We start from the raw sequence: 15,244 nt of genomic DNA, 5'->3' as shown, positions 1-15,244 counted from the left end.
TCCCGCCGAGCGTCAACTCCTGCCGACCGTCAACTCCCGCCGTCCCGGCCGGTCGTGCCGAACCGGGCGCGGTAGCGGGACGGCGTGGTGCCCAGGTGCCGGGCGAAGGCGCGGCGCAGGCTCTCGTCGCTGCCCAGGCCACTGGCGCGCGTCGCCGAGGTGACGGCGTGTCCGTCGAGCAGCAGTTGCTGGGCCCGGTCGAGGCGCACCCGCTCCAGCCAGCGGCCGGGCGTGGTGCCGAGCTCGGCGTGGAAGAGGCGGGTCAGGTGACGGGGACTCACGGCCGCCCGCGCGGCCATCGCGGTCAGGCTGTGGTCGGCGGCGGGATCGGCCAGCACCTCCGCGACCAGTGAGCGCAGCAGCTCGCCGCGCACCGGCGGGGTGGCCAGGGCGGCGGAGAACTGCGACTGCCCACCGGGACGCTGCATGAAGACCACCAGCTCACGGGCGACGGACCGGGCCACCTGCGCGCCGTGGTCCTCCTCCACCAGGGCCAGGCTCAGGTCGATCCCGGCGCTGATGCCCGCCGAGGTGACGTAGCGTCCGTCGCGGACGTGGATGGCGTCGGGCTCGACGTCCACCCGGGGGTAGCGCCGGGCCAGCGCGTCGGCGTGCCGCCAGTGGGTGGCCGCCCGCCGGCCGTCGAGCAGGCCGAGCTCGGCCAGCACGAACGCTCCGGTGCACACCGACGCGACCCGCTCGGCCCGCCCGGCGAGGGCGCCGGCCACATCGAGCAGCGCCGCTTCGACGGGCCGCTCGGCCAGCCGGTCGCCGCCGGCCACCACCAGGGTGTGCGGCGCCCCGACCTCGGCAGCCGTCACGGTGCCGGTCAACGCCAGCCCGGTGGAGGTGGTCACCGGGCCGCCCTGCGGCGAGACGAGCACCAGCTCGTAGGGCGGAGCCAGTCGCCCCGCCTGGTGCAGCACCTCGGAGGGGCCGGTGACGTCGAGCATCGTGACGCCGTCGAACACCAGGAAGGCGACCCGGCGCGGTCTCGCCGTCATGTCCGGATCCGTGGGTTTCCTGGCCGTGAGGACATGGCCCCAGGCTACGCCCCCGCAGGATCGTGGAGGCACACCACCGAAACAGGCACGGAGGAACCGTGAACGAGACGACCGAGACGACCGAGCTGAACGAGCCGACCGGGACGACCGGGACGACCGGGATGATCGCGGGTGTGCGGATCCCGGACAGCGCCCTGGCGCGCGAGGCCACCGAGCTGGTCCGGGAGGCGGCCGGACCGCTGCTGTTCGACCACTCCCGCCGGGTCTTCCTCTGGGGCTCCCTGCGCGGCCGCGCCGAGCGGCTCGACTTCGACCCCGAACTGCTCTACGTGGCCGCCATGTTCCACGACCTCGGCCTCACCGCCCGGTACGGCCGCGCCGACCAGCGCTTCGAGCTCGACGGCGCCGACGAGGCCAGCCGCTTCCTGCGCTCCCACGGCATCACCGGCGAGCCCGCCGACCGGGTCTGGGCCGGCATCGCCCTGCACACCACCCCCGAGGTCCCGCTGCACATGGCACCCGAGATCGCCCTGGTCACCCGCGGCGTGGAGCTGGACGTGCTCGGCCTCGGCTACCACGCGGTGACGCCGGAGCAGCGCGCCGCCGTGGTGGCGGCCCACCCGCGCCCCGACTTCAAGAACCGGATCCTCGCGGCCTTCACCGACGGCGTCCGGGACCGCCCGGACAGCACCTTCGGCACGGTGAAGGCCGACGTGCTGGCGCACTTCGTGCCGGGGTTCGTGCGCGGGGACTTCGTCGAGGTGATCAAGGGCTCCGCCTGGCCGGAGTGACGCCGGGGAGCGGACGGGCGACGGCCTCGCGGCGCGCCGACGGCACCGACCACGGCACGATGAACGGCCGGGGCGACAGGGGCCCGCAACGACAAGAAGCCGGGGCCGACGCCCAATTGCGTCGACTCCGGCTTCCAGTAGTAGCGGGGACAGGATTTGAACCTGCGACCTCTGGGTTATGAGCCCAGCGAGCTACCGAGCTGCTCCACCCCGCGTCGGTGACACCACCATAGCCCGTGAACCCCGTCGGAACGAAATCGGTTTTCCTTGCCATCGGAGCGTGGCCGGTCGGTGACGGGGTTCGGCGTCGTTCTCCCTCGGGATCGATAGCATTCGGAGGATCATCAGCTGATGATCACTCAGTCGTACGGCCGAGGGAGCGGGGGAGCGCGGATGGACGCGACGGGCGCGGTGCCGTTCGATCCGGAGCTGGCGGCGGCGCTGGCGGCCGTCGGGAAGGCCGAGCCGGTGACGCCGGAGAACCTGGCGGAGCGTCAGCGGCGGGACGCGGAGGCGCGCCCCAGGCCGACGCTGCGGGAGCTGGCCGACGGCGGCCGGTTCGAGGTCACGGAACTCCCTGGCCCCGGCCCCGGCACTACCACCGGCCCCGGCCCCGGCCCGATCATGGTCAGCGCGCGGCCGGCCGGGCTGGCGGGGCCGCTGCCACTGCTCTACTACCTGCACGGCGGCGGGCTGGTGATGGGCAACGCCTGGTCGGTACTGCCGCGCGTGCTGCGGGAGTTGGCGGAGCTGCTGGGGCTCGCAGTGCTATCGGTGGAGTACCCGCTCGCCCCGGCCGCCCGCTACCTGGAGCCGGTCGAGCAGTGCTACGCCGGACTGTGCTGGGCCGCCCGGCACGCCGAGCGGCTCGGCGTCGACCCGGCGCGCATCGTGCTCGGCGGCAAGAGCGCCGGCGCCGGCCTGACCGCCGCACTCGCCCAGCTGACCCGGGACCGCGGCGGGCCGGCGCCGATCGGCCAGCTGCTGCTCAGCCCGATGCTGGACGACCGCGGCGACACCCGCTCCGCCCACCAGCAGGACGGTCACGACACTTGGGGCCGCACCTCCAACGCCACGGCCTGGCGGGCCCTGCTGGGGGAGCGGTACGGTGCCGCCGAGCTCTCCCCGTACGCGGCCGCCGCCCGGGCCACCGATCTGGCCGGACTGCCGCCCGCGTACATCGAGGTCGGCTCGGCCGAGACCTTCCGGGACGAGGCCGTCGCCTACGCCGACGCGCTCTGGCAGGCCGGCGGTTCGGCCGAACTGCACGTCTGGGCGGGCGCGTTCCACGGGTTCGACACCCTCGCGCCGGGGGCTGCGGTGAGCCAGGACGCCCGCGAGGCCCGGGTGCGGTGGCTGCGCCGACTGCTGCGCGGCACCTGAGGAACCGTCAGCCACCGTCGAACGGATCGGCCGTCGCAGAACGAAGAAGCCGTAAAACGAAGAAGGAGAGGAAACCCGCTCCTCTCCACTCTTAACTTATACCGTGTGGGGGGCCTTGCGGCAAGGCCCCCCAGGTGCCGCACACTGTCGGACCTGAGCCGATGACGTGCGGAAATGGGGAGTCTCGGGATGCGGGTGTTGCTGGCGACGTACGGGTCGCGCGGAGACGTCGAGCCGATGCTGGCGCTTGCGGTGCGGTTGCGGGAGGCGGGTGCGCAGGTGCGGGTGTGCGCGCCGCCGGAGCAGGAGTTCGCCGAGCGCCTGGCCGGCGCCGGCGTGGAGCTGGTGCCGCTCGGGCGGCCGTGGCACGAGATGGTGCGCCCGTCCGGCAAGGACGCGGCCGCCCGGATGGTGGCCGACCTGATCGAGGAGCAGCACGGCACCCTCGCGGCCGCCGCCGAGGGCTGCGACCTGCTGGTCGCCACCGGCATGGTGCTCTTCAGCGCCCCCTCGGTCGCCGAGGCGCTGGGCATCCGCTACGTGTTCACCGCCTTCTGCCCGGTCGTGCTGCCCTCCCCGGACCGGGCGCCGCTGCCCGGCCCCGGCGGCCCCTACCCGCCGGAGGAGACCGACGTGCGGGTCCTGCGCGAGCTGGAGGCGCAGGGCTACAACGACCGCTTCGGCGCGGCGGTGGGCGCCCACCGGGCCGCGCTCGGCCTGCCGCCGGTGGCGAGCGTGCGCGACCACGTCTTCACCGACCAGCCGTGGCTCGCCGCCGACCCGGTGCTCGGACCCTGGCAGCCGACCCCCGAGCTGGACGTGGTGCAGACCGGCGCCTGGCACCTGCCGGACGAGCGCCCGCTGCCGGCCGACCTGGTCGAGTTCCTGGCGGCCGGCGAGCCGCCGGTCTACGTCGGCTTCGGCAGCATGCGCCACCTGGCCCCCGACCTCGCCCAGGTGGCGGTCGAGGCGGTCCGGGCGCAGGGCCGCCGGGTGCTGCTCGGCCGTGGTTGGGCCGGGCTGGCCGCGGCCGACGACCGGGGCGACTGCTTCGTCGTCGGCGAGGTCAACCAGCAGGAGCTGTTCCGCCGGGTCGCCGCCGTCGTCCACCACGGCGGGGCGGGCACCCTGTTCGCCGCCGCGCTGGCCGGGGCGCCCCAGGTGGTGCTGCCGCAGGCCGCCGACCAGCCGTACTACGCGGAGCGGGTGGCCGAGTTGGGCATCGGCGCGGCCCACGACGGGCCGGTGCCGACGGTGGAGAGCCTGTCGGCCGCGCTCGCCGCCGCGCTGGCCCCCGAGGTCCGCACCCGCGCCGCCGCCGTGGCCGCGCGGATCCGCACCGACGGCGCCGAGCGGGCTGCCCGCCGGCTCGTCGAGCTGATCGCGGCGGACCGCAAGGAACGCGAACTGCGCGCCGAGAACGCCTACGTGGGCCTGCTCTACGACCGCCTCGACCTCCAGCGCGAGCTGGCCGGCGACCGGCTGCGCGAGGTCCACCGCCAGGAGCGCGGCGGCACCGCCCAGTCCCGGATGGAGCGGGACACCATGGAGAGCACCCACACCCGCCGGATCGCCGAGCTGCACGCCGCCGAGTACGGCCTGTGCTTCGGCCGGATCGAGGACGCCGACGGCGAGCGCCAGTACATCGGCCGGATCGCGCTGGCCGACGACGACCACGAGCCGCTGCTCACCGACTGGCGGGCCCGGGCCGCCGAGCCCTTCTACCGGGCCACCCCCGCCCGGCCGGGCGGCGTGGTCGCCCGCCGCCACCTGCGCAGCAAGGGGCGCGCGGTGGTCGACTTCGACGACGACGCCTTCGGGCTCGACGACCAGGAGTCGTCGGGCGGGGAGGGCGCGCTGAGCGGGGAGGGCGCCCTGTTGGCCTCCCTGACGGCCCGTCGGACCGGGCGGATGGGCGACATCGTCGCCACCATCCAGGCCGAGCAGGACCGGGTGATCCGCTCCGACCTGGCCGGCGTCCTGGTGGTCCAGGGCGGCCCCGGCACCGGGAAGACGGTGGTCGCGCTGCACCGCGCCGCCTACCTGCTCTACACCCACCGCGACCGGCTGGCCAAGCGCGGGGTGTTGGTGATCGGCCCGAACACCACCTTCCTGCGCTACATCGACCAGGTGCTGCCGGCCCTCGGCGAGACCGAGGTGGTGCTCGGCAGCATCGGCACGCTCTACCCCGGCGTGACCGGCGTGACCGGTGCGGACGGCGAGCGCGCCGAGGTGGCGGCCGTGAAGGGCGACGCCCGGATGGCCCAGGTGCTGCTCGCCGCCCTGGACGGCCTGCGGCAGCTGCCGGAGGAGGAGTGGACCATCACCGTCGGCCGCTCCTCGGGCCACCGCCAGGAGCTGCGGATCAGCCGCGCGCTCGGCGAGCGGGCGCACGCCGCCGCGCACCGGACCCACGAGCCGCACAACCAGGCCCGGGCCGCACTGGTCGAGCGGGTCTCCTCGGAGCTGGCGCTGCGGATCGCCCGGGACCGGGACGGCGAGATGGACCTGGACGCGGTGGCCGACCTCGCCGACTCGCTGGTCGAGGAGCCGGAGTTCCAGCAGCTGGCGGAGCGGCTCTGGCCGGTGCTGACGGCCGAGCAGCTGGTCACGGCGCTCTACGGCTCGCCCGAGCTGGCGGCCGCCGCCGACCTGCTCGGCGCCGAGGAGCGCGAGCTGCTGCGGCGCGAGCCGGGCGCACCCTGGACCGAGGCGGACGTGCCGGTGCTGGACGAGGCCGCCGAACTGCTCGGCCCGGTGCCCGGCAGTGCCGCCACCCTCCCGAGGGACGGCCTCAGCGCCGCCGAACTCGAATACGCCAAGCACCTGATGGAGTCCTTCGACGCCTCGATGGTGGACATCGAGACCTCCCTGGTGGACGTCGAGGTGCTGGCCCGCCAGTACCGGGGCACCGAGTCGCTGCGCCCGCTCAGCGAGCGCGCCGCCGCGGACCGCACCTGGGCCTACGGGCACGTGATCGTGGACGAGGCGCAGGAACTCTCCCCGATGGCCTGGCGGATGCTCACCCGCCGCTGCCCCGGCCGCTCGATGACCATCGTCGGCGACCTGGCCCAGACCGGCGCACCGGCGGGCCTGAACTCCTGGGGCCAGGCGCTCGACGAGTACACCGCCGGGCGCTGGCGCAGCGTCGAACTGAGCGTCAACTACCGCACGCCGTCGGAGATCATGCGCACCACCGAGGGCGTGCTGCGGGCCCTCGACACCGGGCTGGCCGCGCCGCGCGCCGTGCGCAGCGGGGGCGTGCGGCCGTGGAGCCGTCAGGTGGCGCCGGACGAGCTGCGGGCGGTGGTCGAGAAGGAGATCGCCGCGATGGACGGCGGCCGGATGGCGATCGTCCACCCGGAGGGCCTGCCGGTGGACGCGCTGGCCTCGTTGGCCGGGGTGGTCGCGGCCGGTGAACCGTCGGCCCTCGACTCGCCGGTGGTGCTGATGACGCCGGGGCAGTCCAAGGGCCTGGAGTTCGACTCGGTGCTCCTGCTGGAGCCCGCGCGGATGCTCGCCGCCCACACCCGCGGCCTGAACGACCTCTACGTCGCGCTGACCCGGGCGACGAAGACCCTGGGCGTCCTGCACACCGAGGAACTCCCGGCGGTGCTGGAGGGTTTCGAGGAGCGCTGACCGATCCGGCCGACCTGAGAGGGGTGCTCGGTGGACGCTTGGGACGAGGCGCTGGCCTTCGCCCGGCGGCGGCTCGCCGAGGCCCGGGCCGACGCCGGGTTCGCCGCCACGGCCCAACGCCGTTACCGGGTCTGGGAGATGGACCGGGAATGGGCGGGGCAGCGGATCGTCCCGCTGCTCGCGCTCGTGGTGCACGGCTCGCGGGAAAGCTCCGGGGCCCGGCGGCCGACCCCGCACGAGGTCGTCACGGCCCTCCGGGCCGGCCGGCACGAGGAGTTGCTGGACGCCGCCGTCAGCCTGTCGGCGGCGGCGCGGCGTCAACTCGACCCGCTGGCAGCGGTGTTCCGCGACACGGCGACCGGCGCCGGGCTGCTGCGGCTGCGGCTGACCGCCATGGCGCTGGACGTCGCACGGCGGGCCGACGGCCCGTTCCCGGCGGCGGGCGGGGGCAGCATGGCGGCCCCGCCCGGCCCGCGCCGGAGCGGTCCGGCGCGGGTGGAGCTCCGCCTGGAGGGTCCGGGAGGCCCGGAAGGTCCGTCAGGCGCGACTACTTGAACCAGACCAGTACGCCCTTGTGGCCCGAGCAGGTGCCGGATCCGTCGTCGGCGGAGAACGAGATGGTCCCGTCCTTGCAGGTGGCCGTCTCGCCCGGCTGGGTGGGCGTCTCGCCCACCGTCCAGCCGCAGTAGGCCACGGTGTGCGACTTGCAGGAGCCCGCCGGGCTCGGCGCCGCCGGGGCCGGAGGTTGGGCTGGGGGCTGGGCCGGCGCCTGGGTCGGCGTCGGCCGGGGCGGCGGCGTGGGCGCGGGCCGGTGGGTGGTGGGGGCGGCCGGCGCCGGGGTGTGCGGGGGAGGCGGAGGCGTCGTGTGCGGCGGGGGAGCGGGTGCCGCAGTCGTCGGCGGCGCGGCGAGCGGGGCGGCGGTGGACGGGGACGGCTTGGCCGCCGGCGCGGGACCCTCGGCCGTGGACCCCGTCCCGGTCGCGTCCGGGGTGCAGCCGGCCAGCCAGAGCACTGCCGCCACCCCGAGGACGGCCACCCCGGCCCGTCTGCCGCCGGCGCGGAGCTGATCATTCGTCATGGGTGAAGAACGTACTGTCATATGAGAATGCGAGACGTGGAAATCGTGGAACTCATCGGATCGTCAGATGGCCGGACGGTTACCCTGGCCTCGTGACGCCGACGCCCCAGCAATCGTCCCAGCATTCGATCCAGCACTCGATCGCGACGGACGACACCCACGGGCCGTCGCTCCTGCCGCTGCCGTCCCGGGTCGTCGCGCTGCTGGAGGCGGTCGACGCCCCACCGCGCCTCGTCGCCCACCTGCGCGCCGTCCACGACGTGGCGCACCAGCTCGTCGCCTGGATCGAGCGGCACCGGCCGGCGCTGGTCCTCGACCGCGAGGCGGTGCTGTTCGGCGCCGCCACGCACGACATCGGCAAGGCCGAGCACCCCGCCGAGCTCTCCGGTCCCGGCTCCGCGCACGAGGAGGCCGGCCGCGAGCTGCTGCTGGCGCTCGGTGTGAGCGCCGAGTCGGCCCGGTTCGCCGCCGGCCACGCGTCCTGGGAGGAGGGGCGCGGGATCGAGGACCTGCTGGTCACCCTGGCCGACAAGGTGTGGAAGAACAAGCGGGTCCCCGAGCTGGAGGACCTCGTGGTGGCCGAGCTGGTCCGCGTCGGAGGGCGGGCCCGGTGGGAGGAGTTCCTGGAGCTGGACGAGCTGCTCACCCGGATCGGCGAGGGCGCCGACGCGCGCCTGGCCTACCAGCAGTCCCACGCCTGATGGGCCTGGACCGGCTGATCCGCCTCGTCCCCCCGCCGGCCACGCCCGTTGACGCCGGGTCGGACTGGCAGGCCGTCACGCGCCGACTCGGGGTGCGGCTGCCGGGCGACTACCGCGGCCTGGTCGAGCAGTACGGCTGGGGCGAGTTCTGCGACCTCCTCCGCCTGTGGACCCCGTTCGGCACGAACAGGTTCAACGGGATCGACTGGCAGACGGCCCCGGCACCTCCGGTCTCCGCCCGGGACCGCGAGCGCTATCCCTACCCGCTCCACCCGGCCCCGGGCGGCCTGCTGGTCTGGGGCGGCACGATCGACGCCGACCGGCTGTGCTGGCTCACCGGCGGCGAGCCGCAGGACTGGCCCGTGGTGGTCTGGAGCGAGGACGGCCGCTACGAGACCTTCGCGCCGGGCGCGGCCGAGTTCATCGAAGGCTGGATCGGCGGGCGGATCACCTCGCGGGTGCTCGCCGAGATGGAGCCCGAGCTGGCCCCCTGGTTCACCGCCGCCCGGCCCCGCGTCCACCGCTGCCTGCACCTGACCGAAGGCGCCCTGCCGCACGCCGAGCGCCTGCGCGTCCTCCGGGCGGCGCTGGCACCGACGGCCGACCGAGGTTCCTGGCGGTCGGAGTCCGGCGACGATGGGCAGGACCACTTCGCGACCGCGGACACCGACTGGCTGCTCACCTACGACCTGGCCCGCCCGCACCAGATCCGGATCGCGTACCCGGCCGAGCACAGCGCCCCGGCGTGGCAACGGCTGCACGAGGCCGTCGAACTGATGGGCTGCCGGATCGTCCGGGTGACCGCCGGCAACGGGCTGCCCGTGCCGACCTGGGACCCGGAACCGGGCGAGGCCCTCCCGTGAGGCAGGGTGGCCTCAAGGCCGACCGGCGGCCTTCTCGACGGTGAGCCAGATCGTGAAGGTCTGCCCGCCCTCGCTGCTCACCTCCCGGATGTGCCAGCCGCCGACCCGGGAGAACGCGGCCGCGGACTCCAGGGCCCACTGCGGGCCGTCGTCGGAGCGCAGCCGCAGCCGCAAACTCAGCTCGGGGTGCTCGGGGGTGTGCAGCTCCACATGGGGGTGGCCGATGGTCTCGGCATCCTTGAGCAGTTCGGCTCTCAGCTCGTCGTACGGTGCCATCGGGTCCTCCGAGGTTGGTGACACCCATCAGCATGCGGCCGCCCGGGCGTTCCCGGGGCCGGTTCGGGGGAACCCGCGCGAGCCCGTAGGGTCTGGCGGGACGGACGAGCACGTGGTGAGCGAGGGTGAGCGGTGGGCGGCTGGGAGCGGGCGTTGCGGGCGGCGGGGGTGCGGGAGGCCGGGTTGCGCGCCGACTACGGGCGGCAGCGGGCGGAGGTGGCGCAGTACCGGCGGGAGGCGGAGCTGGCGACCCGGCTGCTGCTGCCGCCGGGCATGGTGCCGCACGTGATCGCGGCGACCGCGTTCATGCACCGCACCGATCTGCTGCTGGACGGCGAGGGTTCGGTGGCCGAGCGGCGGGACGCGGCCGCGCGGTGGGCGGCGGAGACCGCCGAGGCGCTCGCCGCCGGGCGCACCGGGAACGCCGCGCTGCGCCCGCTGGTGCACTCGGCGGGGGTGCATCCGGTGCTGGGGCAGCGGGCGTTGGAGTTCCTCGGACGGGCGGCGGCCGACCTGGACTTCGCCGGGTTCGAGACGGAGGCCGACTACCAGCGCTACGTGGACGAGTACTCGCTGCCCGCCGTGATGGTGATCGCCGGGATGCTCGGGCCCGCCGGCGACCAGGCCGAGTACCGGGCGGCCTGCCGGACGTTCATCGACGGCAGCCAGCGGCTCGACTTCGCCAACGACCTCGCCGAGGACCTGGCGGGCGGCCGACTCGCCATCCCGCAAAGCTACCTGACGGAGCATCAGGTGAGCCGGGAGGACCTGGAACGGAGCCGCGAACTGCCCGCCGTCCGGGCCCTGTTGGCCGATCAGCTCGACCGCGCCGCGCGGTCGCTCGACGCGGGCCGCGCCGTGGTCGGCCTGGCGCCGGCCGCGCACCGGCCGATGCTGCGCTGCATGGTCGAGTTGGAACTGCTCACCGTCCGGGCGGCCCGGGTCGACCCGGCGGCGCTGGTGCGCCGCTCGGTCGGCCCGGGCAAGCCGGCCGCACTGCGACTGCTCGGCCGCTGCTACCTCCAGGCCCGGCGGGCTCCGCAGGAGTAGACCCTAGATCCGGACCTCCGGCGGGAAACCCGTCCAGCGCACTTCCTCCGGCAGGTGCCGGGTGTCGTTGTAGGCGAGCACCGAGGACGGCCGGCCGGGTGCGTAGCGGATCACGGTCAGCGCGGCGTTGCCGTGGTTCAGCCCGAGCCAGCGCCAGTCGGGGCCGCCGGTGGCGTGCCGGACCAGCCAGGCGATCAGGAAGTTGTGCGTGACGACCAGTTCGTGGCGCTCCTGCTCGCCGGGCACCGGCCCGGTGAAGCGCGCCAGCGCCTGACGGGCCAGTAGCTCGCCGCTCGCCCGCTCCTCGGCGGTGGTGTCCGCGAGGTAGTCGAGCAGGAAGTCGGCGCAGTCGTCCGGCAGTTCCGCCCGCGCCGGGACGTGCGGCACGTAGTCGCCGGCCTCCTCGCACACCGTCAGCGGAGTGCCGCGCAGCTGTTCGCCGATCAGCCGGGCCGTCTGCGCGGCCCGGGGGAGCGGGCCGTGGTGCACCACGGTGATCGGACGGTCCGCCAACCTGCGCCCCAGCAGCACCGCCTGGCGCCGACCGGCTTCCGTGAGCCCGTTCCCGTCCGGCCGCGCCTCGCCGTGGCGCGCCAGGTAGAGGTAGCGGGTGGCCGTTCCCCCCGACATCGGCTATCCCACCTCGGTCTCGGAGGTGGATCTGCTGGCGTGCGCCCCGGTCGGCCGCGACGGCGTCGGCGTCGGCGACGGCAATGCTGTATCCATGCTGCGGAGTCTGCCAGGGCGGCCTGACCAGCCGTGATGCGGGGTGGGGCGAGCAGCGCGGCCGCTGACCCGGGGTCAGCCGCCGAGCTGCTGGGTGAGGAAGAGCGCCGCGCGGTCCAGGGCCTGGTCGGCCTCGTCGAGGATGTCGGCGTAGACCTGGAACACGTGCGGCACGTCGGCCGTGACGTCGAGGGTCACGTCCACGCCGGCGTCCCGCGCCCGCGCGGCCAGCCGGGTGGAGTCGTCCAGCAGGATCTCGTTGCCGCCCACCTGGATCAGCATCGGCGGGAAGCCGGTCAGGTCGGCGAAGAGGGCCGGGCTGAGCAGTTCCTGGCGCGGGTCCTGGCCGGCGAGGTACATCGCCCCCGTGTGCTCCAGGGCGGCGCGGGTGAAGATCGGGTCGGCCGCGGCCCGGGTCTCCAGGCTCTCGCCCGTGCGGGTGCTGTCCACGCCCGGGGAGAAGGCCAGGATGGCGGCGGGCAGCGGGAGTCCGGCACTGCGGGCCGCCAGCAGGGTGGTGACGGTGAGTCCGCCGCCGGCCGAGTCCCCGGCGAGCACCAGGCGCGCGGGGTCGACGCCGTCGTCGAGCAGCGCCCGGTAGGCGGCCAGGGTGTCCTCGATGGCGGCCGGGAAGGGGTGCTCGGGGGCGAGCCGGTAGTCCACCGAGAAGGCCCGCAGCCCCGTCCGGGCCACCAGGTTCCCGGTCAGCGAGAGCGCGGTCTCGGGGGAGCCGAAGACGAAGGAGCCGCCGTGGAAGTACAGGATGGTCCCGGCCGCGTCGTCCGCCCCGACGGGGGCGGGTGTGGTGGGCTCGACGAGCAGGGTCCGGCGGCCGCCGAGCTCGGTGTGGGTGGTGCGGATGTCCTCCGGTACGGCCATCGTGGCCATCATCGCGGCGAAGCCCGTGCGGATCTCCTCGACGGATCGCGGCCCCTCGGCCTGGTGGCCGCGCAGCATGGCGTCGATCTTCGCGCGCTGTTCCCTGCTCATGGATACGCCTCCAGGCGTGGTCACTCGAAGTGGATGCCGCTACAGTATCTGCCGTGGCATATAAATCAAGTGGCGCCGCGGCCGCCCCCCGGGCCTTCTTCGACCACCTGGTCCGCACCGAGACCCGGATCTACAACGCGCTCAACGACCACCTGCGCGAGCACCACGCGATCGTGACCTCGCAGTTCGAGTTCCTCGACTATCTGCGCCGGCACCCGGCCGCCCGGGTCGCCGACCTCGCGGCCGAGTTCGCGATCGGGGTCGGTGCGACCAGCAAGGGGGTCGACCGCCTGGAGCGCCAGGGCTGGGTGGCCCGGCAGCCGAACCCGGCGGACCGCCGCTCCTCGCTGCTGGTGCTGACCGAGGAGGGGGAGCGCCTGGTCGAGGCCGCCGGGCGGAGCTTCGACGAGCGCCTCGCCGAACTGCTCGGCGAGGCGCTCGACGGCGACCAGCTGGCGGCCGGCACCGAACTGCTCGGCCTGCTGCGCGCCGCCCTGGAACGGACGCAGACCGGGGTGCCGACGGGCTGACGCGCCCGACGGGGCCGCCCCGCCCGGCACTGGTCGTGCCGGGCGGGGCGGCGGTGGGGCTGAGCCGTGGTCAGGCGCGCACCACCGCCGACTGGAGCTCGGTCACCCACTGCGAGCGGTCCTCGTGGTGCTCCAGGGTGACCTCGCGGGGGTAGCCGGTGGCGCGGTAGCCGTGGGCGTCGGTCCAGCGGGACAGGGTCTGCGAGGTCGGGACCACGGCGTCCATCGAGCCGTGGTGCACGATCGTGGCAGCCTGGTCGAGCGCCGGCAGGTCGAGCACCCGGAGCTCGCTGTCCGCCCGCAGCGGGGCCGACACCTGGACCGTGGCGTGCACGGTGATCCGGCCGCCGCCCTCCGGCGAGTCCTCGTAGAGGGCGATGCCGGGACCGGTGGGGCTGATGCCGGCCGCGTCCAGGCGGCGGAACAGCTCGTCGTAGAGCGGCCCGATGACCGGGCTGATGTCCTCGGGCTGGTAGCTCGCCGCGGTGGCGGTCAGCTCCGCCACCCGGACGGCCGGGATGCTCTTGAGGACGACGTCGTTGGTGGGCATGTGCCCCTCGCTCTCGATCGCTCGGAGCCGCGCCTCGACCTGGACCAGCCGGGCGGCCGCCGCTGTCATCGCCGCCTGCAACTCGGCCTGCCGCAGCCGCAGCATGGCGCGCAGTTCCCCCGTGCCGACCTCCTCGTCCAGGATCTCCCGGACCTGCTGGAGGGTCAGCCCGAGCTCCTTGAGCGCGATCACGCGGTTGAGGCGGGTCAGTTGGGCAGCGGTGTAGTGGCGGTACCCGGTGGCCGGGTCGACGTGGGCCGGGCGCAGCAGGCCGGTGGCGTCGTAGTGACGCAGCATCCGGACCGAGACGCGTCCGTGCCGGGCGAAGTCTCCGATGGTGAACATGATGTCTCCGAGTTCAGGCCCTGACACGGTGTGAGGGTCAAGCGTCCGAGGTCAGAAGCTTCCCAGCAGTGGCGCGGTGCCGCGCCAGAGGTGCGCGCCGGAGGCGAGGACGATCGGGTCCATGGCGGCCAGCTCCGCGCGGACCCGGGCCTCGAACTCGGCGCGCGGCCGGGGCGGGAGGGCGTCGATGAAGGCGCGGGAGCCGTGCGAGAGGGCCCAGTTCCAGAAGGTGTCGGCATCGGGCACCGGGAGGCGCTGCTCGACGGCGTGCTCACCGATCCCGGTGAACCCGGCGCCCGCGAGCAGCGGCCGCCCGTCCAGGGGGCGGCCGAGGCGGCCCTGGCCCGGCGTGATCAGCGGTTCGAACTCGCGGAACAGCGCGCTGTAGAACGCCCACTCCGGGGCGTCGGCGACCGCGCCCGGGACGGAGAACGAGAAGACCCCGCCGGGTGCCAGCACCCGGCGGACCTCGCGGGCGGCGGCGGCCGGGTCGTCCAGCAGGTGGATCACGAAGCCGGCGCAGACCAGGTCGAAGGAGGCGTCGGGGAAGTCGAGCCGCTGGGCGTCCATCACCCGGGCCGCCCGCACCCCCGGGTACTGCGCGGCTATCCGCTCGACCATCCCCGGGGCCACGTCCACCGCCGTCACCTCGCAGCCGCGGGCCAGCGCGGCGCCGGTGAGCGCGCCCCGGCCGGCGCCGAGGTCCAGCACCCGGGCGCCGGGGGTGGGGGCGAGCCACTCCAGGTGCTGCTCGGCGAAGCCGGTGAAGAAGGGCAGCACCTCGTCGTAGACGGCGGCGAGTCGGTCGAAGAGCGCGGCGGCCCGGGTCGTTGTCACGGCCCGGATCCTGGCACCGGGACGGGCGGTCCGGCCAGCGGATTTTCCCGCCGGCCGGGGTCCTGAGCAGCGCAGTCGCTCCGGCCGGGCCCATTGGGAGCCCGAAATGAGGTGCTGCTACCTTCACGGCCATGTCCGACCGAACCACGAGCCCCCGAGCCCTGACGGAGGCCCAGCTCACCCGTCTCCTGCTGGCGGCGCTGGCACTGACCACCCTGGCCGGCCTGGCGGTGATCGTCCTCCCGTACATCTGGGACGCGGCGCCCGACAGCTGCGATGCCGGCAGCGCCCGGCTGGCCTGTTCCACCCTGGGTGGCGTCCTGTTCTGGGACATCCCGCTGTTCGGCATCCCGACCCTCTGGCTGGCCGGCCTGGCGGGCATGAGCCTGCACCGGGGCCGCCGCACCACCTGGGCACTGGTTTCGGTCACGGGCATGGTCCTGCTGTACCTGGCCGACTACTGGATCGCGGTGGCCTGACG

Annotated in this window: 16 protein-coding genes and 1 tRNA gene; 9 read left to right on the top strand and 8 right to left on the bottom strand. The window is 74.8% G+C overall.

Going from position 1 to position 15,244, the window contains the following annotated elements; all coding sequences use genetic code 11:
- Window positions 1–29: 29 nt before the first annotated feature.
- A complete protein-coding gene (locus tag FHX73_RS35855; RefSeq protein WP_145910183.1) occupies window positions 30–1,004 on the bottom strand; it encodes a GlxA family transcriptional regulator in 975 nt (324 codons plus the stop codon).
- 161 nt (window positions 1,005–1,165) lie between these two features.
- On the opposite strand from FHX73_RS35855, the gene FHX73_RS35850 reads away from it, so the two are divergent.
- On the top strand, window positions 1,166–1,795 hold the full coding sequence (locus FHX73_RS35850; protein ID WP_145910362.1) for an HD domain-containing protein: 630 nt from the start codon (window positions 1,166–1,168) through the stop codon (window positions 1,793–1,795).
- A 141-nt stretch (window positions 1,796–1,936) separates the two neighbouring features.
- Here FHX73_RS35850 and FHX73_RS35845 read toward each other — a convergent pair.
- Window positions 1,937–2,010, bottom strand: a tRNA-Met gene (locus FHX73_RS35845).
- Window positions 2,011–2,146: 136 nt separating this feature from the next.
- On the opposite strand from FHX73_RS35845, the gene FHX73_RS35840 reads away from it, so the two are divergent.
- From FHX73_RS35840 to FHX73_RS35830, 3 genes are all read left to right on the top strand, one after another.
- Window positions 2,147–3,178: an alpha/beta hydrolase gene (locus tag FHX73_RS35840; protein WP_425461470.1), complete on the top strand. Its 1,032-nt coding sequence runs from the start codon at window positions 2,147–2,149 to the stop codon at window positions 3,176–3,178.
- A gap of 189 nt (window positions 3,179–3,367) precedes the next feature.
- Window positions 3,368–6,817 carry a nucleotide disphospho-sugar-binding domain-containing protein gene (locus FHX73_RS35835; RefSeq protein ID WP_170305230.1) on the top strand — a complete coding sequence of 1,150 codons (3,450 nt, stop codon included), beginning with the start codon at window positions 3,368–3,370 and terminating at the stop codon, window positions 6,815–6,817.
- A 30-nt stretch (window positions 6,818–6,847) separates the two neighbouring features.
- Window positions 6,848–7,372: a hypothetical protein gene (locus tag FHX73_RS35830; RefSeq protein WP_145910181.1), complete on the top strand. Its 525-nt coding sequence runs from the start codon at window positions 6,848–6,850 to the stop codon at window positions 7,370–7,372.
- Here FHX73_RS35830 and FHX73_RS35825 read toward each other — a convergent pair.
- Window positions 7,365–7,895: a DUF3761 domain-containing protein gene (locus tag FHX73_RS35825; RefSeq protein WP_211786435.1), complete on the bottom strand. Its 531-nt coding sequence runs from the start codon at window positions 7,893–7,895 to the stop codon at window positions 7,365–7,367. The genes FHX73_RS35830 and FHX73_RS35825 overlap by 8 nt on opposite strands.
- Before the next feature lie 92 nt (window positions 7,896–7,987).
- Here FHX73_RS35825 and FHX73_RS35820 point away from each other — a divergent pair, with 92 nt between their 5' ends.
- The gene (locus tag FHX73_RS35820; RefSeq protein ID WP_425461469.1) at window positions 7,988–8,596 is read left to right on the top strand and encodes an HD domain-containing protein; all 609 of its coding nucleotides are present in this window, start codon (window positions 7,988–7,990) and stop codon (window positions 8,594–8,596) included.
- Window positions 8,596–9,459 (top strand): SMI1/KNR4 family protein, encoded by an 864-nt coding sequence (locus FHX73_RS35815; RefSeq protein WP_145910179.1) that lies wholly within the window; start codon window positions 8,596–8,598, stop codon window positions 9,457–9,459. Before FHX73_RS35820 ends, FHX73_RS35815 begins: the two co-directional genes overlap by 1 nt.
- Window positions 9,460–9,471: 12 nt before the next feature.
- On the opposite strand, the gene FHX73_RS35810 is transcribed toward FHX73_RS35815, so the two are convergent.
- Window positions 9,472–9,735: a hypothetical protein gene (locus FHX73_RS35810; protein WP_145910178.1), complete on the bottom strand. Its 264-nt coding sequence runs from the start codon at window positions 9,733–9,735 to the stop codon at window positions 9,472–9,474.
- A gap of 132 nt (window positions 9,736–9,867) precedes the next feature.
- Here FHX73_RS35810 and FHX73_RS35805 point away from each other — a divergent pair, with 132 nt between their 5' ends.
- Entirely contained in the window at window positions 9,868–10,785 is a 918-nt protein-coding gene (locus tag FHX73_RS35805) for a squalene/phytoene synthase family protein (protein WP_145910177.1), read from the top strand.
- Between the two features lie 3 nt (window positions 10,786–10,788).
- Here FHX73_RS35805 and FHX73_RS35800 read toward each other — a convergent pair whose 3' ends face one another.
- On the bottom strand, window positions 10,789–11,415 hold the full coding sequence (locus tag FHX73_RS35800) for a histidine phosphatase family protein (protein WP_145910176.1): 627 nt from the start codon (window positions 11,413–11,415) through the stop codon (window positions 10,789–10,791).
- A 171-nt stretch (window positions 11,416–11,586) separates the two neighbouring features.
- Entirely contained in the window at window positions 11,587–12,501 is a 915-nt protein-coding gene (locus FHX73_RS35795; RefSeq protein ID WP_145910175.1) for an alpha/beta hydrolase, read from the bottom strand.
- A gap of 53 nt (window positions 12,502–12,554) precedes the next feature.
- Here FHX73_RS35795 and FHX73_RS35790 point away from each other — a divergent pair, with 53 nt between their 5' ends.
- Complete coding sequence (locus tag FHX73_RS35790; RefSeq protein ID WP_145910174.1) at window positions 12,555–13,031, top strand: MarR family winged helix-turn-helix transcriptional regulator; 477 nt, start codon at window positions 12,555–12,557, stop codon at window positions 13,029–13,031.
- A gap of 70 nt (window positions 13,032–13,101) precedes the next feature.
- On the opposite strand, the gene FHX73_RS35785 is transcribed toward FHX73_RS35790, so the two are convergent.
- Both FHX73_RS35785 and FHX73_RS35780 read right to left on the bottom strand, forming a co-directional pair.
- Window positions 13,102–13,926: a MerR family transcriptional regulator gene (locus FHX73_RS35785; protein ID WP_145910173.1), complete on the bottom strand. Its 825-nt coding sequence runs from the start codon at window positions 13,924–13,926 to the stop codon at window positions 13,102–13,104.
- Between the two features lie 51 nt (window positions 13,927–13,977).
- Window positions 13,978–14,763: a class I SAM-dependent methyltransferase gene (locus FHX73_RS35780; RefSeq protein ID WP_145910172.1), complete on the bottom strand. Its 786-nt coding sequence runs from the start codon at window positions 14,761–14,763 to the stop codon at window positions 13,978–13,980.
- A 131-nt stretch (window positions 14,764–14,894) separates the two neighbouring features.
- Between FHX73_RS35780 and FHX73_RS35775 the strand changes: the two genes are divergently transcribed.
- Window positions 14,895–15,242 carry a hypothetical protein gene (locus tag FHX73_RS35775; RefSeq protein ID WP_145910171.1) on the top strand — a complete coding sequence of 116 codons (348 nt, stop codon included), beginning with the start codon at window positions 14,895–14,897 and terminating at the stop codon, window positions 15,240–15,242.
- The last annotated feature ends 2 nt before the right edge of the window (window positions 15,243–15,244 follow it).

The sequence above is a fragment of the Kitasatospora viridis genome, assembly GCF_007829815.1.
Classification (GTDB): Bacteria; Actinomycetota; Actinomycetes; order Streptomycetales; family Streptomycetaceae; genus Kitasatospora; species Kitasatospora viridis.
The sequence above is the reverse complement of the archived record's forward strand: the minus strand, read 5'-3'. Positions and strand labels throughout refer to the sequence as shown.